Annotated in this window: 23 protein-coding genes and 1 tRNA gene; 12 read left to right on the top strand and 12 right to left on the bottom strand. The window is 68.6% G+C overall.

Going from position 1 to position 20,542, the window contains the following annotated elements; all coding sequences use genetic code 11:
* Positions 1–70 precede the first annotated feature (70 nt).
* Positions 71–598, top strand: coding sequence for a phage holin family protein (locus DMB80_RS00120; protein WP_111508026.1), 528 nt, complete (start codon positions 71–73; stop codon positions 596–598).
* Positions 598–1,557 (top strand): alpha/beta fold hydrolase, encoded by a 960-nt coding sequence (locus tag DMB80_RS00115; RefSeq protein WP_111508025.1) that lies wholly within the window; start codon positions 598–600, stop codon positions 1,555–1,557. The genes DMB80_RS00120 and DMB80_RS00115 overlap by 1 nt, the downstream gene beginning before the upstream one ends.
* Here DMB80_RS00115 and marP read toward each other — a convergent pair whose 3' ends face one another.
* From marP to nth, 4 genes are read right to left on the bottom strand one after another with little or no spacing between them, the layout of a single operon-like run.
* Positions 1,558–2,748, bottom strand: coding sequence for an acid resistance serine protease MarP (marP, locus tag DMB80_RS00110; RefSeq protein WP_046365135.1), 1,191 nt, complete (start codon positions 2,746–2,748; stop codon positions 1,558–1,560).
* Positions 2,745–3,527, bottom strand: coding sequence for an NUDIX hydrolase (locus tag DMB80_RS00105; RefSeq protein ID WP_111508024.1), 783 nt, complete (start codon positions 3,525–3,527; stop codon positions 2,745–2,747). Before DMB80_RS00105 ends, marP begins: the two co-directional genes overlap by 4 nt.
* Positions 3,524–4,177, bottom strand: a complete 654-nt coding sequence (locus DMB80_RS00100; protein WP_111508023.1) for a TlpA disulfide reductase family protein — start codon at positions 4,175–4,177, stop codon at positions 3,524–3,526. Before DMB80_RS00100 ends, DMB80_RS00105 begins: the two co-directional genes overlap by 4 nt.
* Positions 4,178–4,184: 7 nt before the next feature.
* Positions 4,185–4,865, bottom strand: coding sequence for an endonuclease III (gene nth / locus DMB80_RS00095; protein ID WP_172835745.1), 681 nt, complete (start codon positions 4,863–4,865; stop codon positions 4,185–4,187).
* 199 nt (positions 4,866–5,064) lie between these two features.
* Here nth and DMB80_RS00090 point away from each other — a divergent pair, with 199 nt between their 5' ends.
* Positions 5,065–5,394, top strand: coding sequence for a hypothetical protein (locus tag DMB80_RS00090; RefSeq protein ID WP_111508021.1), 330 nt, complete (start codon positions 5,065–5,067; stop codon positions 5,392–5,394).
* Between the two features lie 101 nt (positions 5,395–5,495).
* Positions 5,496–6,170: a cAMP-activated global transcriptional regulator CRP gene (gene crp / locus DMB80_RS00085; RefSeq protein WP_046365140.1), complete on the top strand. Its 675-nt coding sequence runs from the start codon at positions 5,496–5,498 to the stop codon at positions 6,168–6,170.
* A gap of 4 nt (positions 6,171–6,174) precedes the next feature.
* Here crp and DMB80_RS00080 read toward each other — a convergent pair whose 3' ends face one another.
* From DMB80_RS00080 to DMB80_RS00070, 3 genes are read right to left on the bottom strand one after another with little or no spacing between them, the layout of a single operon-like run.
* The gene (locus DMB80_RS00080) at positions 6,175–6,948 is read right to left on the bottom strand and encodes an MBL fold metallo-hydrolase (protein ID WP_111508020.1); all 774 of its coding nucleotides are present in this window, start codon (positions 6,946–6,948) and stop codon (positions 6,175–6,177) included.
* A gap of 15 nt (positions 6,949–6,963) precedes the next feature.
* Positions 6,964–7,470, bottom strand: coding sequence for a RidA family protein (locus DMB80_RS00075; protein WP_111508019.1), 507 nt, complete (start codon positions 7,468–7,470; stop codon positions 6,964–6,966).
* Positions 7,467–7,628 carry a Sp36 family protein gene (locus DMB80_RS00070; protein ID WP_110798036.1) on the bottom strand — a complete coding sequence of 54 codons (162 nt, stop codon included), beginning with the start codon at positions 7,626–7,628 and terminating at the stop codon, positions 7,467–7,469. The genes DMB80_RS00075 and DMB80_RS00070 overlap by 4 nt, the downstream gene beginning before the upstream one ends.
* A gap of 45 nt (positions 7,629–7,673) precedes the next feature.
* On the opposite strand from DMB80_RS00070, the gene bagA reads away from it, so the two are divergent.
* Together bagA and bagB are read left to right on the top strand one after the other, a co-directional pair.
* The gene (bagA, locus tag DMB80_RS00065; protein WP_240430939.1) at positions 7,674–8,705 is read left to right on the top strand and encodes an ATPase BagA; all 1,032 of its coding nucleotides are present in this window, start codon (positions 7,674–7,676) and stop codon (positions 8,703–8,705) included.
* 13 nt (positions 8,706–8,718) lie between these two features.
* Positions 8,719–9,849, top strand: a complete 1,131-nt coding sequence (gene bagB, locus DMB80_RS00060; RefSeq protein ID WP_111508304.1) for an ATPase BagB — start codon at positions 8,719–8,721, stop codon at positions 9,847–9,849.
* A 72-nt stretch (positions 9,850–9,921) separates the two neighbouring features.
* Here the strand turns inward: bagB and DMB80_RS00055 are convergent, their stop codons facing one another.
* Positions 9,922–10,278 carry a WhiB family transcriptional regulator gene (locus DMB80_RS00055; protein WP_046365143.1) on the bottom strand — a complete coding sequence of 119 codons (357 nt, stop codon included), beginning with the start codon at positions 10,276–10,278 and terminating at the stop codon, positions 9,922–9,924.
* A gap of 310 nt (positions 10,279–10,588) precedes the next feature.
* On the opposite strand from DMB80_RS00055, the gene ponA2 reads away from it, so the two are divergent.
* The 5 genes from ponA2 (at position 10,589) to DMB80_RS00025 (ending at position 16,383) form a co-directional block, all read left to right on the top strand.
* A complete protein-coding gene (gene ponA2 / locus DMB80_RS00050) occupies positions 10,589–13,045 on the top strand; it encodes a transglycosylase/D,D-transpeptidase PonA2 (protein ID WP_111508018.1) in 2,457 nt (818 codons plus the stop codon).
* 47 nt (positions 13,046–13,092) lie between these two features.
* The gene (locus DMB80_RS00045; RefSeq protein WP_111508017.1) at positions 13,093–14,067 is read left to right on the top strand and encodes a metallophosphoesterase; all 975 of its coding nucleotides are present in this window, start codon (positions 13,093–13,095) and stop codon (positions 14,065–14,067) included.
* Positions 14,064–15,170, top strand: coding sequence for an L-cysteine desulfhydrase Cds1 (gene cds1, locus DMB80_RS00040; RefSeq protein ID WP_111508016.1), 1,107 nt, complete (start codon positions 14,064–14,066; stop codon positions 15,168–15,170). Before DMB80_RS00045 ends, cds1 begins: the two co-directional genes overlap by 4 nt.
* Positions 15,171–15,410: 240 nt before the next feature.
* A tRNA-Pro gene (locus DMB80_RS00030) sits at positions 15,411–15,484 on the top strand.
* 65 nt (positions 15,485–15,549) lie between these two features.
* Entirely contained in the window at positions 15,550–16,383 is an 834-nt protein-coding gene (locus tag DMB80_RS00025; protein ID WP_111508014.1) for a helix-turn-helix domain-containing protein, read from the top strand.
* On the opposite strand, the gene DMB80_RS00020 is transcribed toward DMB80_RS00025, so the two are convergent.
* Complete coding sequence (locus tag DMB80_RS00020; RefSeq protein WP_111508013.1) at positions 16,376–17,266, bottom strand: aldo/keto reductase; 891 nt, start codon at positions 17,264–17,266, stop codon at positions 16,376–16,378. The genes DMB80_RS00025 and DMB80_RS00020 overlap by 8 nt on opposite strands.
* A complete protein-coding gene (locus DMB80_RS00015; RefSeq protein ID WP_111508012.1) occupies positions 17,263–18,210 on the bottom strand; it encodes an alpha/beta fold hydrolase in 948 nt (315 codons plus the stop codon). Before DMB80_RS00015 ends, DMB80_RS00020 begins: the two co-directional genes overlap by 4 nt.
* Before the next feature lie 144 nt (positions 18,211–18,354).
* Here DMB80_RS00015 and DMB80_RS00010 point away from each other — a divergent pair, with 144 nt between their 5' ends.
* Positions 18,355–19,281 carry a phosphatase PAP2 family protein gene (locus DMB80_RS00010; RefSeq protein WP_240430937.1) on the top strand — a complete coding sequence of 309 codons (927 nt, stop codon included), beginning with the start codon at positions 18,355–18,357 and terminating at the stop codon, positions 19,279–19,281.
* Here the strand turns inward: DMB80_RS00010 and DMB80_RS28770 are convergent.
* Together DMB80_RS28770 and DMB80_RS00005 are read right to left on the bottom strand one after the other, a co-directional pair.
* Entirely contained in the window at positions 19,278–19,406 is a 129-nt protein-coding gene (locus tag DMB80_RS28770) for a hypothetical protein (protein WP_276131509.1), read from the bottom strand. The two genes, DMB80_RS00010 and DMB80_RS28770, sit on opposite strands and share 4 nt — an antisense overlap.
* Positions 19,407–19,418: 12 nt before the next feature.
* Entirely contained in the window at positions 19,419–20,405 is a 987-nt protein-coding gene (locus DMB80_RS00005) for an LLM class F420-dependent oxidoreductase (RefSeq protein WP_111508010.1), read from the bottom strand.
* Positions 20,406–20,542 lie beyond the last annotated feature (137 nt).

Here is a 20,542-nt window from a genome sequence, read left to right as displayed (position 1 = left end):
GGATCGTTTCGTTTCACGCCACGTGGCAACATAAGCCGCGACCAGATCACATGCGGGGAAGGAAGCTCTTGTGAGCGATCGCAGTAACGGCGCACCGGCGACGGTGACATCCATACCGCTTGTGGACCCGCATGCGCCGAAGCCGGACCCGTCGATCGGTGATCTGGTCAAGGATGCGACAGCCCAGGTGTCGACCCTGGTCCGCGCCGAGGTCGAGCTCGCGAAGGCCGAGATCACCCGTGACGTGAAGAAGGGCCTGACCGGCAGCGTCTTCTTCATCTTGGCGCTGGTGGTGTTGTTCTACTCCACGTTCTTTTTCTTCTTCTTCGTCGCCGAGCTGCTCGACACGTGGCTGTGGCGCTGGGCGGCGTTCCTGATCGTGTTCGGATTCATGGTCGTGGTCACCGCGGTGTTGGCCCTGATCGGCTTCCTCAAGGTGAGGCGCATCCGAGGTCCCCGCAAGACCATCGAATCGGTCAAGGAGATCCCCGAGGCGTTCGGCGGCGGCGCCGACAAGAAGGCTGTCGCGGCAGGCACGGGCTCGAGCACGGCCACGAACGGCAAGCAGCCGGCGACGACGGACCCGTCCGGCTGGTAATGGCCGCACCCGATCCGTCGGTCGTTCGCGTCGGCGGACCGTGGCGCCATCTGGACGTGCACGCCAACGGCATTCGCTTTCACGTCGTCGAGGCCGAGCGGGAGTCGGGTGCCGACGATCAGTCGCGGCCGCTGACCGACCGTCCGCTGGTGATCCTGCTGCACGGCTTCGGCTCGTTCTGGTGGTCCTGGCGGCATCAGCTACGGGGGTTGTCGGGGGCGCGGGTGGTGGCGGTCGATCTGCGCGGGTACGGCGGCAGCGACAAGCCGCCGCGCGGATACGACGGGTGGACGCTCGCCGGCGACACGGCGGGTCTGGTGCGGGCGCTGGGACACAACACCGCGACGCTGGTGGGCCACGCCGACGGCGGCCTGGTCTGCTGGGCCACGGCGGTGCTGCATCCGCGCGTGGTGCGCGCGATAGCGGTGGTCAGCTCGCCGCATCCGGCGGCGCTGCGGGCGTCGACGGTGCGCCGCCGCGATCAAGGCCGGGCGCTGCTCCCCTCGATGCTGCGCTATCAGCTGCCGATGTGGCCGGAACGTGCTCTGACCCGCCACGATGCCGCCGAACTCGAGCGCATCGTGCGCGCCCGGTCCAGCGCCCCGTGGCAGGCGAGCGACGACTTCGCCGAGACGATGCCCCTGCTGCGGCGGGCGATCCAGATCCCGTCGGCCGCTCACTCAGCGTTGGAGTACCAGCGGTGGGCGGTGCGTAGTCAGCTGCGCAGCGAGGGTCGCCGATTCATGCGCTCGATGAAGCGCCCGATCGCGGTGCCCGTGTTGCATCTGCGCGGCGACAGCGACCCGTATGTGCTCGCCGATCCGGTGTACCGCACCCAGAAGTACGCGCCGCACGGTCGTTACGTATCTGTCGACGGCGCAGGACATTTCGCACACGAAGAGGCGCCGGGAGCGGTCAACGCGCAGCTGGACCGGTTCCTTCGGCAGGTGTACGGCTGATCAGCCGCTGATGCAGGCGCCCGTCGCCACCGGCGCGACGTTGCCGACCTTGGCCATCTGCCGGGACACCTCCTGGGCGGTCAGCACGAAACCGGTGTCGACGTCGTCGACGGCCGCACCGAACACCACGCCGAGCACCTTGCCCGATCGGTTGATCATCGGCCCGCCGGAGTTGCCCTGCTTGACGGTGCCCCGGATCGTGTACACCTCGCGCGTCACGGTGGTGCTGCGGTAGATGTCGGGACCGTTGAGTTCGATCACCTCGCGCACCCGCGCGGGCGTCGCGGTGAAGTCACCACCGCCGGGATAGCCCATCACGATGCCGTCGGTGCCGGCGGGGGCCTCGGTGTCGACGAACTGCAGCGGCGCGGACGGCAGGTTGGGCACGTCGAGAATCGAGATGTCGGCGTTGGGGTCGTAGCTGATGACCTTGGCGTCGTAGGTCTGTCCGTCGACCTCGACGGTGACGCTGTCCGACCCGGCGACGACGTGGGCGTTGGACATCACCCGGTTGGGGGCGACGACGAACCCGCTGCCCTCCAGCACTTTCTGGCAGCTGGTCGCGACACCGCGCACCTTGACGACGCTGGATCGCGTGGTCCCGACGACGGCCGAGGTGGCCAGCGACGCGTCCGGCGCGTCGACGGCGGCGACCGGGGTCGGGCCGAAGTCCTTCAGGACGTCGTGCAGCCCGGAGGTGTCCCACAGCCCGGACAGCCGGCCCGGGACGGAGCGCAACCAGTTCGGCGCCACCGAGTCGACCTCGGCGATCACCCTCGACCCCTGCACGGCGGCGGCCAGGTTCGGCTGCGGCGAGGAGATCAGGGCGGTGCCGAGCAGCCACGCCGCGGTCAGCACCAGCACCAGTTGCACGGCCACGCCGATCACCGAGTCCACCACGCGCAGAGTGGGATTGCGGATGGCGCCGCGGACCGCGCGCCCGAGGACCACACCCGCGATCTCACCGACCACCACCAGCGCCAGGATGAGGAACAGCGTGACGAAGAGCTTGGTCCTCGGCCCGTCGATGTGGTTCACCACGTGCGGGGCCAGCAGCACACCGGCGACCGCGCCCAGCACGACACCGACCAGGGCCAGCACAGAACCGGGCGCGCCGGATCGCCAGCCCGAGATGGCGGCGATCAGCGCTACTGCGAGTACGGCTATGTCCAGCCACTGTGACGATGTCATCGTTGGACCTCACCGTAGCTGCCCTCGGCCTCCAGACGCGCCATTGCATCGCCGAGTTCGTGCACGGAGTCGGTGTCCCAGGGCTGCGTCCAGCCGGCGACGTCGAGCATCGCGGCGATCACGTGGCCGGTGAATCCCCACACCAGCATCTGGTTGAGCAGGAACGCCGGACCGGCCGAGCGGCGGGTGTTCTCCTTGCGGTACACCATGAGCCGATTCGCCGGGTTGACGAACGCGCGTACGGGGACCCGGGCGACGACGGCGGTCTCGGACTGGTCGACGACCGCGACGGGCCCGGGGTCGGCGGAGTACGCGAGCACCGGTACGACCTGGAATCCCGACGGCGGAATGAACATCGTGTCCAGGGTGGCCAGAGTTCGCAGTCGCGACGCCTGAAGGGCGGTCTCCTCGGTGGCTTCACGCAGCGCGGTGTGCACGGGGCTGCGGTCGCCCGGGTCGGCGGCGCCGCCCGGGAACGCCGCTTGACCGGCGTGATGGCGCAGTGTGGCGGCCCGGACGGTGACCAGGAGGTCCGCGTCGGCGGGGAGCTCGCCGGGCGCGCCGTCCTGCGGGCCGGAGAACAGCACGAGCACGGCGGCGTCGCGACGGGCGCCGGTGACGGCTGCGGTGGCGTTGGCCGCGGTCAGCGCGGCGAGGACCTCGGCCGGGACGCGGCGGCGGTAGGCGTCCTTGATCAAGGTCGGATCGGTGACGAGCGGGGCCAACCAGGGCGGTGCGGCGTCAGGCGTCAGCTCACCGTCGGCGATCTCCCAGCTCACCTCACTCCTATCGTCGGGTCCACTGCGGCGGCGATCTCGTCGGCGGTGGCAAACGACCGGGGCAGGATCTGCGCCACGCTACCGTCCGCGCGCAGCACCACCGTCGCCGGCATCACGTTGGGGACCTGCAGCGCAGCGGCGATCTGGCGCCGGCCGTCCTGCAGTGTGGGCAGGTGCACGCCGAGCTCGGCGAGCCGGAGCAACCCGGCGGTCTCGTTCTCGTCCTGGTGCACGGTGAGGACCTGGACCTGCGACCCGGCGCGGCGCTGGTACTCGGCCATCGCCGGTAGTTCGTCGGCGCACGGACCGCACCAGTAGGCCCACAGATTGAGCACCGTCGGCCGCCCCGCGACCGCCCGCGCGACGTCGACCGGGGCTCCGTCGCCGGCGCATTCGACGACGATGCCCCGCAGTACCTCCGGCCCGGGGACAGCACCAGGGGTCGGGCAGGCAGCCAGAGCGGCCTCGGCTCGCGGGCCCGCCAGGGCGGCGGGGGTGTCGGCGTCCCGCTTGTCGCGCGCGGACACCGCTCCGGGCTCCGCGGGTGCGTCGGGACCGGCCGGATCGTCACCCAACTCGTTGAACAGCGCGATGCCGAGCGCGATGAGGACCACCAGCGCCACGACGCTCCACCGTGCCGATGTGCTCATCGGCGCTCTAGAGGCCGGCCAGGGCCAGCAGGTGCTCCGTTTCGGGGCCCTTCACCAGCGGGGCCGCCACCAGCGGATCGGTGGGCCCGATGCCGTAGGACGGGCAGTCCTTGGCGAGCACGCACACCCCGCAGGCGGGCTTGCGGGCATGACACACGCGCCGGCCGTGGAAGATCACCCGATGGCTAAGCAGCGTCCATTCGCGACGCTCGATCAGTTCTCCGACCGCGTGCTCGACCTTGACCGGGTCCTCTTCGGCGGTCCAGCGCCAGCGCCGGGCCAGCCGGCCGAAATGGGTGTCGACGGTGATCCCGGGGACGTCGAACGCGTTGCCGAGGATGACGTTGGCGGTCTTGCGCCCCACGCCGGGCAGCGTCACCAGTTCGTCGAGAGTGGCGGGCACCTCGCCGTCGAACCGCTCGACCAGCTCCTGCCCCAGCCGGATCAGCGAGGACGCCTTGTTGCGGAAGAACCCGGTGGGACGGATCAGTTCCTCGAGCTGCGCCCGGTCGGCCTGGGCGTAGTCCTGCGCGGTGCGATAGGTGGCGAACAACGCGGGCGTGGTCAGGTTGACGCGCTTGTCGGTGCTCTGCGCGCTCAAGATGGTGGCGACGGTGAGCTCGAGGGGGTTGGTGAAGTCGAGCTCGCAGTACACATGCGGAAATGCTTCGGCCAGTGTGCGATTCATCCGGCGGGCCCGCCGCACCAGACCCAGGTGCGTCTCTCGGTCCCATTTGGCTACCGATTTGCCGGTACGGCTCGTCGCGGTCACCTCGTCAGGGTACTGACCACCCCCGACACGGCAGAGGGCGAGTCGACCTCAGAAAGGTCGTTAACGAGGGCTTTTCGTGATCCCTCCGAGACCTTGGCCGTGTTTACTTCCGCATGTGTCGTGGTTGCTCGTCGCGCTGATACCCGGGTTGTTGATGTTGGCGACCTTCGGGCTCGAGAGGGTGGAGGCCGGGCTGCGCGAGCAGACCATCTCGGCAGCCGAGGTTGCCGACTTCCTGAGTCAGGCCGAGGCCAGCGACGTCGACGCACTCGTGCGCGACGGACTGGACACCGCGATCAGCGACCAGAACCGGCGGCGGGTGGAGCGCGAGGTGGCGGCGGCGCCCGTGCGCGCGCCGGCCGCATCGGGTTTGCCGACGACTGCGTCGTTCCCACACAGCCTCAATAACGGGTTTCAGCAGACCCGACATGCCAATTCTGTGTAGCGTGGGCTGGTCACGACAGGGCATGGCTCTAGACTGATCCAGCCGTCGTCACCGACGTCGGCTGGACGTGTCTGACCACCAACATCTTCCAAAGGGGCAACGTGGACGAGATCCTGGCCAGGGCCGGAATCTTCCAAGGGGTCGAACCCAGCGCTGTTTCCGCGCTGACCAAGCAGCTCCAGCCTGTCGACTTTCCCCGCGGGCACACCGTGTTCGCCGAGGGTGAGCCCGGCGACCGGCTCTACATCATCATCACCGGCAAGGTGAAGATCGGCCGGCGTTCACCGGATGGCCGCGAGAACCTGCTGACGATCATGGGACCGTCGGACATGTTCGGCGAGCTGTCGATCTTCGATCCGGGCCCGCGCACGTCGAGTGCCACCACCATCACCGAGGTGCGGGCGGTGTCGATGGACCGTGAGGCGCTGCGCGCGTGGATCGCCGATCGCCCCGAGATCGCCGAGCAGTTGCTGCGGGTACTCGCCCGCCGGCTGCGCCGCACCAACAACAACCTCGCGGACCTGATCTTCACCGACGTGCCGGGCCGGGTGGCCAAGCAGCTGCTGCAGCTGGCCCAGCGCTTCGGCACGCAGGAGGGCGGCGCGCTGCGCGTCACCCACGATCTGACGCAGGAAGAGATCGCGCAGCTCGTCGGCGCGTCCCGCGAGACCGTGAACAAGGCGCTCGCCGACTTCGCCCACCGCGGCTGGATCCGCCTCGAGGGCAAGAGCGTGCTGATCAGCGACTCCGAGCGGCTGGCGAGGCGGGCCCGCTAGGGATCTAGCGGCGCAGGTAGTCCAACTGCGCCTGCACGCTCCACTCGGCCACGTCCCACAGCTTCTCGTCGACGTCGGTGTACACGTGCTCGACGACCGACCGCGCCGTGGCGTCGTCGCCGAGGTCTCGCAGCGCACCGCGAATCTGATCCAGGCGGTCGTGCCGATGCGCCAGGTAGGCGTCGGCGACCGCGACCAGATCGTCGAGGTCGGGACCATGCCCGGGCAGCACCGTGCGGTGGCCGAGACCACGCAGCCGGTGCAGCGACTCCAGGTAATCGCCGAGGGCGCCGTCCTCTTTGTCGATGACGGTCGTGCCGCGGCCCAGCACGGTGTCCGCGGTCAGCACGGCATCGTCGAGTAGGAACGACTGCGAGTCCGCGGTGTGGCCCGGCGTGGCCATCACGGTGATGCGCAGCCCGGCCGCGTCGATCACTTCCCCGTCGACCAGGGGCCCGCCCATCCCCCGCTGGAACCCGCTGCCCACCGCCCGCACGACCGCGCCTGTCAGGTCGACGAGCCGGTCGATCCCGCCGGTGTGGTCCTCGTGCCGGTGACTGATCAGCACCAGGGTGATGCGGCCCAGCGCGGCGAGCCGCTCGATGTGCTCGTCGCGGTCGTCCGGGCCGGGATCGACGACCACCATCTCATCGGTGCCGGGGCCGCGCAGCACCCAGGTGTTGGTGCCGTCGAGCGTCATGCGCCCCGGGTTGTCGCACAGCAGCACCGACGCGGTCTCGGTGACCGGCCGCAGCAGTCCGTACGCGGGGTGCTCCATCTACTGAACCTCGGCCTAATCGTCGCCTCCGGCGACCTCGACAATGAGCTCCACTTCCACCGGTGCATTGCGCGGCAGCTCCGACACCCCGACGGCCGAGCGGGCGTGCGCACCCGCGTCACCGAAGATCTCCCCCAACAGTTCCGAGGCGCCGTTGATGACGACGGGCTGGCCGCCGAATCCGGGCGCGGATGCGACGAAGCCGACGACCTTGACCACCCGCACCACCGCGTCGATCCCGACGAGGGCGTCGACGGCCGAGAGCGCGTTGAGCGCGCAGCGACGGGCCAGGTGGGCGGCGTCCTCGACCGACACCTCGGCGCCCACCTTGCCGGTCTCGACGAGCTCACCACCGGAGATGGGCAGCTGCCCGGCGGTGTAGACGAGGTTTCCGGTACGGACCGCGGGCACGTAGGCCGCGAGCGGGGCGACGACCTCGGGCAGGGCGATACCCAGTTCGCCCAGCCGCTCGGACCACCGACGATTCCCCGGGTCGCTCCGCTCCTGCCCGCCGGACGTCACTTGGCGCGCTTCAGGTAAGCGACGTGCTGCTCGCCGGTCGGACCCGGCAGCACCGACACCAGCTCCCAGCCGTCCTCGCCCCACTGGTCGAGGATCTGTTTGGTCGCATGCGTCAGCAACGGGACGGTCGCGTATTCCCACCGGGTCGATTCGCTCATGCGGCTGAGCTTATCCGGCGGCCGAACCGCTATGGCTAGCATGCAGTGGTGGCAACCACAGCAGAGGGCTCACCGCACGGTTCGTGGCCGGCGCGGCTGACCGAGGCGCGCCTGCATTTCGTCAGCGGCAAAGGTGGCACCGGTAAGTCGACGATCGCAGCCGCGCTGGCTCTGGCCCTGGCCGCCGGGGGGCGCAAGGTGCTGCTCGTGGAAGTCGAAGGGCGGCAAGGCATTGCGCAGCTCTTCGACGTCCCGCCGCTGCCGTACGAGGAAGTCAAGATCGCGACCGCCGAGGGCGGCGGGCAGGTCAACGCCCTGGCCGTCGACACCGAGGCCGCGTTCTTGGAATACCTCGACATGTTCTACAACCTGGGGCTGGCCGGGCGCGCGATGCGCCGCATCGGAGCCGTCGAATTCGCGACGACGATCGCTCCTGGCCTACGGGACGTGCTGCTCACCGGGAAGATCAAAGAGGTGGTCACCCGCACCCCGAAGGAAGCCAAGGGCAAGTACGGCTACTACGACGCGGTGGTCGTCGATTCGCCGCCGACGGGCCGGATCGCACGCTTCCTCGACGTGACCAAGGCGGTGTCCGATCTGGCCAAGGGTGGACCGGTGCACTCGCAGGCCGACGGCGTGGTGCGGCTGCTGCACTCCGACCTCACCGCGATCCACCTGGTCACGCTGCTCGAGGCGCTGCCGGTGCAGGAGACCCTGGAGGCGATCGCCGAACTGCGCGAGATGGAACTGCCGATCGGTTCGGTGATCATCAACCGCAACATCCCGGCGTACCTACCGCCTGACGATCTGGCCAAGGCGGCCGAGGGCGGCATCGACGCCGACGAGGTCCGCGCGGGACTGTCGAGTGCAGGGATCACGTTGTCGGACAACGATTTCGCAGGGCTGCTGACCGAGACGATCCAGCACGCAACGCGTATCGCGGCGCGGGCGGAAAGCGCCGAGCAGCTGACCGATCTCGCGGTCCCGCGCCTCGACCTGCCGGCAATCGCCGACGGCGTCGATCTCGGCAGTCTGTACGAATTGGCCGAAGCGCTCGCCCAGCAGGGCGTGCGGTGACGAGAGGCAGATGATGAGCACCGCTCCGGTGGCCCTGGACATGGGGTCGATCCTGCGCGACAGGGCCAATCGCGTCGTCGTGTGTTGTGGCGCGGGCGGGGTCGGGAAGACCACGACGGCCGCCGCGATGGCGCTGCGGGCCGCCGAGTACGGCCGCACCGTCGTCGTGCTGACCATCGACCCGGCGAAGCGGCTCGCCCAGGCACTCGGTATCAAGGATCTGGGCAACGTCCCCCAGCGTGTCCCGTTGGCGCCGGAGGTCTCCGGTGAGTTGCACGCGATGATGCTCGACATGCGCCGGACGTTCGACGAGATGGTCATCCAGTACTCCGGATCCGAGCGCGCCGACGCCATCCTGGACAACCAGTTCTACCAAACCGTGGCCACGTCACTGGCGGGTACGCAGGAGTACATGGCCATGGAGAAGCTGGGACAGCTTCTGGCCGAAGACAAGTGGGATCTGATCGTCGTGGACACCCCGCCGTCGCGCAATGCGCTGGACTTCCTGGATGCGCCGAAGCGGCTGGGCAGCTTCATGGACAGCCGGCTGTGGCGGGTTCTGCTGGCACCCGGCCGGGGCATCGGCCGCCTGGTCACCGGCGCGGTGGGCCTGGCGATGAAGGGCATGTCGACGATCCTGGGCTCCCAGATGCTCTCGGACGCAGCCGGTTTCGTCCAGTCGCTGGACGCGACCTTCGGCGGGTTCCGGGAGAAGGCCGACCGGACCTACGAACTCCTCAAGCGCCGCGGCACCCAGTTCGTCGTCGTCTCGGCGGCGGAACCGGACGCCCTGCGCGAGGCATCGTTCTTCGTCGACCGGCTGTCCTCGGAGCGCATGCCGCTGGCCGGGCTGATCCTCAACCGAACCCACCCGACGCTGTGCGACCTGAACTCAGACACGGCCAGCAAGGCCGCCGATCAGTTGGACGGCTCCGATCCGGGCTCGCTCACGGCCGGGGTGCTGCGGGTGCATGCCGACCGGGCGTCGACGGCCAAGCGGGAGGTGCGGCTGCTGTCGCGCTTCACCGGCGCCAACCCCCATGTGGCGATCGTTGGTGTGCCGTCCCTGCCGTTCGACGTGTCGGACCTCGAGGCGCTCCGCGCCATCGCCGATCAGATCACCGGAGAGACGACAGCGGCCTGACACAGTCAGGCCGCTCGGTCGGCGATCAGATGACCCCAGGCAAATTTTGACGCCCGGGAAGGACTTAAGCCTCTAGCCCGCGCTGCGGTGTTTGCGCTGAGCGGCGAAGAAGTCCGACCAGGAGACCACATCCGGGTGCTGCTTGAGCAGGGCGCGACGCTGACGCTCGGTCATCCCGCCCCACACACCGAACTCCACGCGGTTGTCGAGAGCGTCGGCGCCGCACTCGGCGATGACGGGGCAGTGCCGGCAGATGACCGCGGCCTTGCGCTGTGCGGCGCCGCGGACGAACAGCTCGTCGGGATCAGTCTGGCGACACCGAGCTTGCGAAACCCAAGCAATACGGGCTTCTGCCTCCGCGCCGTGCAGAATGGAATCGCCCGAAGGATTCTCCGTGGTCTTGCGTGCGGCGGGCTTGGTAACTGACACCAGCGATCCCCTTAGTTCTGGCCGCGCCCCGACAACGCAGACGGCTGATTCCCCGACGTCGATCACCTAGGTGCGATCTACGCCACACTGCGAGGTCCTTGTGTGACCTGTATCGCACTGTGCGCTCAATTTAGGTGGTCACCGGCGTTTTGCGCAATACGTTCGTGACCACTTTTTTGGGACAACCGTGCAGTCCCGGCGGTACAGTGCCCAACCTGGTGCGCGACCTCGGCGTTTGTCAGGTCCTGCCAGGAGGCAGGAGGAGGCGCTCGGGGGCGGTGTGCTGAGCGGGCGTCGCTACTCTGTACCCATGCCGGAGGAGGACAAGGCCGGGCCGCCGCGTGCGGTCACGGTGATCAAGCTCGCCTGGTGCGTACTTCTGGCCAGCGTGATCGCCGCGGGGCTGATGTTCCCCGTCGTCGGCGGAATCGGCCTGATGTCCAATCGCGCCTCCGATGTGGTCGCCAACGGATCGGCCCAACTGGTCGAGGGTGAGGTCCCCCAGGTGTCGACGATGGTCGACGCCAAGGGCAACGTCATCGCATGGCTCTACAGCCAGCGGCGCTTCGAGGTACCCAGCGATCAGATCGCCAACACGATGAAATTGGCCATCGTCTCGATCGAGGACAAGAGGTTTGCCGAGCACAACGGTGTGGACTGGCAGGGCACGCTGACAGGCCTCTCGGGCTACCTGTCGGGCAACCTCGACACCCGCGGCGGGTCGACGCTCGAGCAGCAGTACGTGAAGAACTACCAGCTGTTGGTGATCGCCCAGACCGACGCCGAGAAGCGCGCCGCCATCGAGACCACGCCGGCGCGCAAGCTGCGCGAGATCCGGATGGCCCTCACGCTGGACAAGACCTTCACCAAGCCGGAGATCCTGACCCGCTACCTCAACCTGGTGTCCTTCGGCAACGGCGCCTTCGGTATCCAGGACGCGGCGCAGACCTACTTCGGTGTCAACGCCTCGGAGTTGAACTGGCAGCAGGCCGCGCTGTTGGCCGGCATGGTGCAGTCGACGAGCACGCTGAACCCGTACACCAACCCCGACGGCGCGCTGGCGCGGCGCAACCTGGTGCTCGACACGATGATCGAGAACATCCCCGACCAGGCGGATGCGCTGCGCGCCGCCAAGCAGGAGCCGCTGGGCATCCTGCCGACGCCCAAGGAGCTTCCGCGTGGCTGCATCGCCGCCGGTGACCGGGCGTTCTTTTGCGATTACGCGCTCGACTACCTGGCGCGCGCCGGGATCAGCAAGGACCAGGTGGCCAAGGGTGGCTATCTGATCAAGACGACGCTGGACCCCGACGTGCAGAACACGGTCAAGTCGTCGATCGACGGCATCGCGGCTCCCGACCTGGACGGCGTCGCGAGCGTGATGAGCGTGATCCAGCCGGGTAAGGAGAGCCACCCGGTGCTCGCGATGGCCAGCAACCGTACCTACGGGCTGAACCTCGACGCCGGGGAGACGATGCAGCCGCAGCCCTTCTCCCTGGTGGGTGACGGCGCCGGATCGATTTTCAAGGTGTTCACCACCGCCGCGGCCCTGGACATGGGGATGGGCATCAACGCCACGCTCGACGCGCCGTCGCGGTTCGAGGCCAAGGGGCTGGGCTCCGGCGGCGCCAAGGGCTGCCCACCGGCTACCTGGTGTGTGCAGAACGCGGGCAACTACCGCGGTCAGATGAGCGTCACCGATGCGCTGGCGACATCGCCGAACACCGCATTCGCGAAGCTGATCGCGCAGGTCGGCGTGCAGCGCACGGTCGACATGGCGGTGCGGCTCGGGCTGCGCTCCTACGCGCTGCCCGGGACGGCCAGGGATTACGACCCCGAGAGCAACGAGAGCCTCGCCGACTTCATCAAGCGCCAGAACATCGGATCGTTCACGCTGGGTCCGGTCGAGGTGAACGCGCTGGAACTGTCCAACGTCGCCGCCACGCTCGCCTCCGGTGGCACGTGGTGCCCGCCCAACCCGATCGGGCAGGTCCTGGACCGCCGCGGCGAAGAGGTCGCCGTGACGACGGAGACGTGCGAGCAGGCGGTGCCCGAGGGCCTGGCAAACACGCTGGCCAATGCGATGAGCAAGGACGACCAGGGCGGCGGTACCGCGGCCGGGGCGGCGGGCTCGGTCGGCTGGAACCTGCCGATGTCCGGCAAGACCGGCACCACCGAGGCGCACCGCTCGTCAGGCTTCCTGGGTTTCACCAACCACTTCGCGGCCGCGAACTACATCTACGACGACTCCAACTCCCCCGGTGAACTGTGCTCGTTCCCGCTGCGTCAGTGCGGCGACGGAAATCTGTTCGGCGGCAACGAGCCGGCCCGCACCTGGTTCACCGCGATGGAACCCCTGACCACCCCGTTCACCGATGTCACGCTGCCGCCGACCGACCCGCGCTACGTCGACGGCGCGCCCGGGTCGCGGGTGCCGAGCGTGGCGGGGATGAGCCAGGACACTGCGCGCGCCCGGCTGCGCGAGGCCGGCTTCCAGGTCGCCGACCAGGCGACCCCGGTGAACAGCGGGTCGTCCTACGGCACCGTCGTCGGGACGTCGCCGAGTGGGCAGACGGTGCCGGGGTCGATCATCACGATCCAGATCTCCAACGGCATCGCCCCGGCTCCGCCGCCGCCTCCGCCGGGCGCGTTGCCGCCGGGTGCCCCGCCGCCTCCGGTCGGGGAGACCGTGATCAACATCCCGGGTCTGCCGCCGATCACCGTGCCGGTGCTCGGCCCGCCGCCGCCCGCGCCGCCACCACCCCCCTGATCGGCGCGCGCCGCTCGCGGCTCAGCCGGTGGCAGTACGCTTGAACGATGCCTGGTTCTGCTGGTTCGAAGGTGAAAAGCGCCGCAAAGAACACCACCCTCGTGTCGGCCGGCACGCTCGTGGCCGGCATCGCCTACGCCTCGGTGATCGAACGCAACGCGTTCGTGGTCCGGGAGGCGACCATGCCGGTGCTGTCGCCGGGTTCGTCACCGCTGAAGGTGTTGCACATCAGCGACATCCACATGCGTCCGGGGCAGCGCCGCAAGCAGGCCTGGCTCCGTGACCTCGCGGGCCTGGAGCCGGATCTGGTGGTCAACACCGGGGACAACCTGGCGCACCCGAAGGCGGTGCCGGCTGTGGTGCAGGCCCTCGGCGACCTGCTGTCGGTGCCCGGGGTGTTCGTCTTCGGCAGCAACGACTATTTCGCGCCACGGCTGAAGAACCCGGCGAACTATCTGACCAAGCCCACGCACCGCATTCACGGTGAACCGCTGCCCTGGCAGGATCTGCGCGCGGCGTTCACCGAGCGCGGCTGGCTGGACATGACACACACCCGCCGCGATCTCGACGTCGCGGGCCTGCGGATCGCTGCGGCCGGCGTCGACGATCCGCACCTGTCGCGGGACCGCTACGCGACCGTCGAAGGGGCGGCCGATCCGACGGCGAACCTGACGTTGGGGTTGACGCACTCCCCCGAGCCGCGGGTGCTCGACCGTTTCGCCGCCGACGGCTATCAGCTCGTGATGGCGGGGCACACTCACGGTGGGCAGCTGTGCCTGCCGTTCTACGGCGCGATCGTCACCAACTGCGAGTTGGACCGGTCGCGGGTCAAGGGCCCGTCCCGGTGGGGTGCACGCACCCAGCTGCACGTGTCGGCGGGGATCGGCACGTCGCCGTTCGCGCCGCTGCGGTTCTGCTGCCGGCCGGAGGCCACGTTGTTGACGCTGGTCGCAGCTCCGACCGGTGGTTCCGATGCGGGAAGCGTTGCCGGACAGTCACATCCGACCGTATCGGCGCGGTGAGCCACCCGGCCGCCTCCGCCGCGCAGGATCGGTCCCGTTCCTGGGTCGACAACGCCGTTCGGCTCATCGAGGCCGACGCGCGCCGCAGCGCTGACACTCATCTGCTGCGCTATCCGCTGCCGTCGCGGTGGGGCCACGACTGCGATCTGGCGCTGTATCTGAAGGACGAGAGCACCCACATCACGGGCAGCCTCAAGCACCGGCTCGCGCGGTCGCTGTTCCTCTACGCGCTGTGCAACGGGTGGATCTGCGAGGGGACGACGGTGATCGAGGCCTCGTCGGGTTCGACGGCGGTGTCGGAGGCGTACTTCGCATCGATGATCGGGTTGCCGTTCATCGCGGTGATGCCCGCGTCGACCAGTGCGACCAAGGTGGCGTTGATCGAATCCCAGGGCGGGCGTTGCCATTTCGTCACCGAGTCGGCGCAGGTGTATGCCGAGGCGCAGCGGCTGGCCGAGGAGACGGGCGGGTACTACCTCGACCAGTTCACCAACGCCGAGCGCGCCACCGACTGGCGCGGCAACAACAACATCGCCGAGTCGATCTTCGACCAGATGGTGCGCGAGACCCATCCGATTCCGGAGTGGATCGTCGTCGGGGCGGGCACCGGCGGTACGAGCGCGACGATCGGCCGCTACCTGCGGTATCGCAGGCACCCGACCCGACTGTGCGTGGTCGATCCGGAGAACTCGGCGTTCTACCCGTCGTATGTGCACGACGACCCCCACGTGGTCACCGGGATGTCCTCACGCATCGAAGGCATCGGCCGGCCGCGGGTGGAGCCGTCGTTCCTGCCGGGTGTGGTCGATCGGATGATGGTGGTGCCCGATGCCGCCTCGGTGGCGGCGGCCCATCACGTGAGCCGGGTACTGGGCCGACGGGTGGGTCCGTCGACCGGGACGAACGTGTGGGGTGCGTTCAAGCTGCTGTGTGAGATGGCAGAGGCCGGCCGGTCCGGCTCGATCGTGACGCTCCTGTGCGACGGCGGGGAACGCTACGCCGACACCTACTTTCGCGAGGAGTGGCTCACCAGCCACGGACTCGATCCGTCAGAACCGGCCGAGGCGCTCGCCGAGTTCGAACGGTCCGGCTCCTGGCCCTGATCGTGTGACCTCCGCGACAGCGGGGTCAGCGGCCCGTCCGAGGTGAGGAACAGCCACAGCGCTGCCAGCGCGAAGAAGCCCAGGTAGAGCGATGCACCCAGTCCGGTCATGACCCGCCTCGTTTCGGTTGTTGCTGTTCGTTAGTGTGCACAACACCACTGACATACCCATTCCATCCCGCGGCGTGTCATGCGTTTGGCTTCTTCCGCACCCCGTGCGATACGCTGTCGTGGCTTCACACGGGGTGTGGCGCAGCTTGGTAGCGTGCTTCGTTCGGGACGAAGAGGTCGTGGGTTCGAATCCCGCCACCCCGACTCGTGTGACAGGTGAGAGGCCCCGACTGGGAATACCGGTCGGGGCCGTCTCGCTTTTCTGAGCTATGACGTACCGATCCGCGGAGCTCTCGTCGTTCTTACGCGCGAGGCGGGAAGCGGTGACGCCGCGCGACGTCGGCCTGGTGCCCGGCGACGGTCGCCGGGTTCGTGGCCTTCGTCGCGAAGAGCTGGCTCTCCTCGCCGGGTTGAGCACCGATTACTACCGGCGGCTCGAACAGGGACGGGAGCAGCGACCGTCACTGCAGGTACTTCGCGCGCTCGCACGTGCGCTGCGGCTCGATGGGCACGCGACCGCCTACCTCGTCTCCCTCGTCCATCCCGTCCCGCTCGCAACGCCGGTGTCCACGGTCTCCACGGTTTCTAAGGGCGTCCAGACTCTCCTCGACGACGGCATGCGGGTGCCGGCATACGTGGTCGACATCGGCATGAACATCCTGGCGATCAACGCGCCCGCTCGCGCGATGTACAGCGGCTTCGGTGACACGGACAACCTCGCCCGCATGGTGTTCCTCGATCCTGCCGCCGATGACTTCTACACCCATTGGCACCAGGTGGCCGCACAGGTCGTCGGCAATCTCCGGTCCGGTCTGACCGGTTTCCCGAATGACGACCGCATCGCCCAGGTGGTCGAGGAGATCTCCGCACTCAGTTCTGTGTTCGACGACCTCTGGGCCACCCACCACGTGCGGCCACGCACCAGCGAGGACAAAGTGTTCCGCCATCCGCAGGCCGGCGAGCTGCACCTGCACTTCGAGGCGCTCGAGGTGGCGGGTGCGCCCGACCAGCGGCTGTTCATCTACTGCCCGGTCGAGAGCGGGTCGCATCCGGACGCCGTCGGTCAGCTGGCGCCGCTCGTGACGGTGGGCGCCTCTACGTAGCCGCGCTGAGCTGGTGGATCTGTTCGGGGGTCAAGTGCACCTCGGCGGCGGCCAGGTTCTCCTCCAGATGTGCGCGGCGCGAGGTGCCGGGGATCGGGAGCATCGCCGGTGAGAGATGCAGCAACCAGGCGATGGCCACCTGGCCCACCGTGCACCCGTGTGCGCGGGCCACGTCGGCGAGCGCAAGGTGTGCGGCATCGAGCCCGCCTTGGGCCACCGGCGCCCACGGTATGAACGCGAGCCCGTCGCGTTCACACACTTCGAGCATGTCGCCCGCACTGCGATCCATGACGTTGAATCGGCTTTGCACGCTGACGATCTCGGCGATCTGGCGCGCCTCGTCGAGCTGCTCGGCGGTGCACTGCGACATTCCGATGTGCCGGATCTTGCCCTCGTCCTGCAGCGCCTTGAGCTCACCGATCTGATCTGCCAACGGCACTTTCGGGTCGACCCGGTGCAGCTGCAACAGGTCGATCTGGTCGACCCCCAGGCGGCGCATGCTCATCAGCACCTGCTGCCGCAGATACTCGGGCCGTCCGACCGGCGGCCATGCCGCAGGGCCGAGTCGCTTCGGGCCGGACGGGGTGTCGATGACATCGGGCCCGTTGCGGGTCAAGCCGGCCTTCGTCGCGATGATGACGTCGTCGGGGTACGGATGCAGCGCCTCGAACAGGATCTGTTCGGCGACGTGCGGGCCGTAGGAGTCGGCGGTGTCGATGAACTGCACGCCGCACTCGACTGCCCGCCTGGCCACGGCGATGCATTCGTCGCGGTCCTGTGGCTCACCCCAGATTCCGCGGCCCGTGAATCTCATCGATCCGAAACCCAAGCGTGACACTGCCTTTCCAGCAATGTCGATCGTCTTCGGGGTTACTTCACTCATTGCGGATTCCTCCATCTTCCACTGTGCGCGTCGCGAGCGGACGCGTCGAAGTCGCAGAACATCTGGGTGAAGTACTCCGGCTGTTCCTCGGCCACCCAGTGGCCGCAGTCGGGGACGAGCTGCTCGGTCACCGAATGGGCGACCTCTTCGCACATCGCCCGGAAGTTGCGGGCCAGAGGATTGGAGGCACCGCCGGAGGCCAGCACCGGGATGGTGAGCTTGCCGTGTTCGGCCAGCGCGGCCCGGTTGTCGTCGGCGTCGCGGTCGAGTTCCCGGTACACCTCACACATCGCCCGCATGGCTCCGGGCGCTTCGTAAGCGCGGGCGTACACGTCGAGGTCGTCGTCGGAGATCGCGTCCGGCTGATAGCTCAAGTCGTCGAAGAACCGGTTGATGTACCACCGTTCACGTCCGTGCGTCAGGTACACCGCGATGTCGGTGTTGGCGTGAAAGGCGAACTGCCACGCCGACTTCTGCCCGACTCGCCGGTCGTAGTACGCGGTGCCCGGCAGCGGAGCCTCCATGAAGGTCACGCTCACGACGTCGTCGCGGTAGCGCAGCGCGAAACTCAGGGCCAGCATCGATCCGAGGTCGTGGCCGACGAGCGAGATGGGTTCCGTCACACCCAGCGTCTCGCGCACCAGACTGAAGATGTCGCCGGCCATGGTCCATGTGTCGTATCCGTCTCGGGGTTTGTCGGATGCACCGGCGCCGCGATAGTCGGGCATGATCACCCGGTAGCCGGCGGCAGCGAGCGGCATCATGACCTTGCGCCACTCGTATCGGGTCTGGGGGGCGCCGTGGAGAAGCACGACGGTCTTCGTGGTCTTCGTGGTCTTCGTGGGTTCCGCCGGTGTCGCCACGGTGTAGCCGATGCGGACCGTCTGATCGGGGCCGACCCAGGCCCGACCGTGGCGGACGTCGACGTCGTGAGCTCTGGTCATGCAGCCATGGTCGGCCCCCCGTCGGCGCGAACGGGGGGTGTGACTCGGCCCCCCAGCGCGCCCCGATCTCGGCTACCTCCGGAACCGGGCGGGTGGACCGGCACCTGACTACTCTCGGGGATCACCATGACACCCACTCACCCGGTGACGAGGGCACGGCGGCGGATCGCCGACGTCGGCGACGACCGGCTCCGACGCGCACGCCGCCAGTGGACGGCCGTGCTGATCGTGGCGGTGCTCGTGTTCGTCGCGGTGTATCTCCTGGCCGTGCAGACCACCCTCGGCCAGCGTGTCGAGGACACCGCGCTGCGCGGCGCCGACCAGGTGGATCCCGATCTGCACCGGGTTGCCCTGCGCGCGTTCCACACCATCTCGGTGAGCTCGCAGATCGCCGCCACGGTGTTGGTGGCGGCGATCGGCCTGCTGCGTCGTCAGGTGTGGTTGGCCGTTGCCGGGGTGGGCGTCATCCTGGGCGGCCAGGCGGTGACACAGATCCTGAAGTTCCACCTGCTCACGCGGCCCGACCTGACCGAGGTGGACGGGCAGTTCGCGGAGAACACGCTGCCCAGCGGACACACGACGGCGGCGATGTGCCTGTTGTTCGCGACGATGATCGTGATGCCGTACCGGTTTCGCGGTATCGCGATGTTCCTGACGTTGACGTGGGCGGTCGGCATGGGCGCGTACACCGTGATCATCCAGGCGCACCGGCTGTCGGACACGCTGGCCGCCGATGCGGTCGCGTTGGCCGTGGCGTGCCTGGCGGCGCTGCTGCTGTCGCGCACGGGACGAATCCGCGCCGTGATGTCTCCGAGTCCGCAGCGCTACGTGCTGCGCACGGTGTTCGTCGTCGCCGCGGGTCTCATCGGTGCGGCCTGCCTCGCCCTCGGTGCCGTGCAGATGCTGCACGCGATCGCGGCGCACGTCGAGGACGAGCCGACGGCGTGGCGGCTGTTCCTCAGTTCGCAGTGGCTGGCTGCGGCGGGGTCGATCGCGTCGGCGCTGCTGTTCTGGTGGACGTGGTACCGGTTGGAGACCAAGCGCCGCCACGACCCGGTCTCGACGCGTTAGGCCGTCGGTTCGCCGCCGTCCTTGTCCACGTCCGGGGTGTCGCGGTCGGGATCCTTCTCCGCGTCCCCGGCCTTGTCGGCCGTAGAGCCGCTCTCGTCGTCGTAGATTCCGCTACCTCGCGTCATGTCGATCTCCTTTCAGGACGCAGCGTTGCGGAGTTTCTCCAGCAGCGGTCCCGCCGCCTCGCTCAGGAACGCGTCCTGCGTATCGCCGCCGACCTGCACCAGCGCGATGTCGGTGAACCCGGCCTTCCAGTACTCCGAGACGGCGTCGACGATCGCGTCGAGGTCGGGCCCGCACGGGATCGAGTCCGCGGTGTCCTCCGGTCGCACGAACTGGGTGGCTCCGTCGAAGCCCATCGTCGTCGGCAGGTCGGCGTTGACCGCCCACCCGCCGGCGAACCACCGGAACTGGTCGTGCGCGCGCTCGACGGCGGCGTCACGGTCGGGGTCCCAGCTGATCGGGATCTGACCGATCACCCGGACGTCTCCGGGAAGCCCGGTCGCGCGCCGGGCGTCGTGCCAGGCGTCGACGAGATCCTTCTTGGGTTCCACGGCGATCAGGTGGTCGGCCAACGGGGCGAACGCCTCCACCGACCGGTCCCCGGAGACGGCCGCCGCGATCGGCACCGGCACCTCGGGCACGTCCCAGATGCGGGCCGAATCGACCTCGAAATGTTCGCCCTTCCAGTCCACGAGCTCACCGGTGTGCAGTTCGCGGATGATCTGGATCGCCTCGCGCAGCATCTCCTGGCGGCGTGCGACGGTCGGCCAGCGCTGCCCCACCACGTGCTCGTTGAGGTTCTCCCCCGTGCCCACCCCGAGGGTGAACCGGCCGTCGGCGAGGATCTGCAGCGTCGCCGCCTTCTGCGCGACGACGGCGGGGTGATAGCGCATCGTCGGGCACGTCACATACGTCATCAACTCGACACGTTCGGTCGCGTGTGCCACCGCGCCCAGCACTGTCCACGCATAGGGGGCGTGCCCCTGCGAGGCCAGCCACGGGAAGTAGTGATCGCTGGAGACTTCGAAGTCGAAACCGGCTTGTTCTGCCGAAACAGCGTATCGGACAAGATCTTTGGGGCCACTCTGCTCGGTCATCAGGGTGTAGCCGAATCGGGTCATGCGGCGGGAGTACCCGGCACGCCCGTGCCGAAACGACCCGCCCGGTGGGGGCCGCGTCGACAAGATTCGGCGCGGTCGACAAGATGGTGATCATGACCCATGACGCCGGTGGCTCACTGTCTCTTATAACCATCTTC

Source organism: Mycobacterium kyogaense (assembly GCF_003254575.1).
Classification (GTDB): domain Bacteria; phylum Actinomycetota; class Actinomycetes; order Mycobacteriales; family Mycobacteriaceae; genus Mycobacterium; species Mycobacterium kyogaense.
This window is presented reverse-complemented; position numbering and strand designations above follow the sequence as displayed.

Excerpts from the sequence above, each read along its gene's own strand:
- DMB80_RS00020 (WP_111508013.1), bottom strand. The coding sequence starts at position 17,266 with ATGAGTGAAGTAACCCCGAAGACGATCGACATTGCTGGAAAGGCAGTG.
- DMB80_RS00070 (WP_110798036.1), bottom strand. The coding sequence starts at position 7,628 with ATGAGCGAATCGACCCGGTGGGAATACGCGACCGTCCCGTTGCTGACG.
- bagB (WP_111508304.1), top strand. The coding sequence starts at position 8,719 with ATGAGCACCGCTCCGGTGGCCCTGGACATGGGGTCGATCCTGCGCGAC.
- nth (WP_172835745.1), bottom strand. The coding sequence starts at position 4,865 with ATGAATCGCACACTGGCCGAAGCATTTCCGCATGTGTACTGCGAGCTC.
- DMB80_RS00045 (WP_111508017.1), top strand. The coding sequence starts at position 13,093 with ATGCCTGGTTCTGCTGGTTCGAAGGTGAAAAGCGCCGCAAAGAACACC.
- DMB80_RS00005 (WP_111508010.1), bottom strand. The coding sequence starts at position 20,405 with ATGACCCGATTCGGCTACACCCTGATGACCGAGCAGAGTGGCCCCAAA.
- marP (WP_046365135.1), bottom strand. The coding sequence starts at position 2,748 with ATGACATCGTCACAGTGGCTGGACATAGCCGTACTCGCAGTAGCGCTG.
- DMB80_RS00015 (WP_111508012.1), bottom strand. The coding sequence starts at position 18,210 with ATGACCAGAGCTCACGACGTCGACGTCCGCCACGGTCGGGCCTGGGTC.
- DMB80_RS00115 (WP_111508025.1), top strand. The coding sequence starts at position 598 with ATGGCCGCACCCGATCCGTCGGTCGTTCGCGTCGGCGGACCGTGGCGC.
- DMB80_RS28770 (WP_276131509.1), bottom strand. The coding sequence starts at position 19,406 with ATGACGCGAGGTAGCGGAATCTACGACGACGAGAGCGGCTCTACGGCC.
- DMB80_RS00025 (WP_111508014.1), top strand. The coding sequence starts at position 15,550 with ATGACGTACCGATCCGCGGAGCTCTCGTCGTTCTTACGCGCGAGGCGG.
- DMB80_RS00080 (WP_111508020.1), bottom strand. The coding sequence starts at position 6,948 with ATGGAGCACCCCGCGTACGGACTGCTGCGGCCGGTCACCGAGACCGCG.
- ponA2 (WP_111508018.1), top strand. The coding sequence starts at position 10,589 with ATGCCGGAGGAGGACAAGGCCGGGCCGCCGCGTGCGGTCACGGTGATC.
- DMB80_RS00100 (WP_111508023.1), bottom strand. The coding sequence starts at position 4,177 with ATGAGCACATCGGCACGGTGGAGCGTCGTGGCGCTGGTGGTCCTCATC.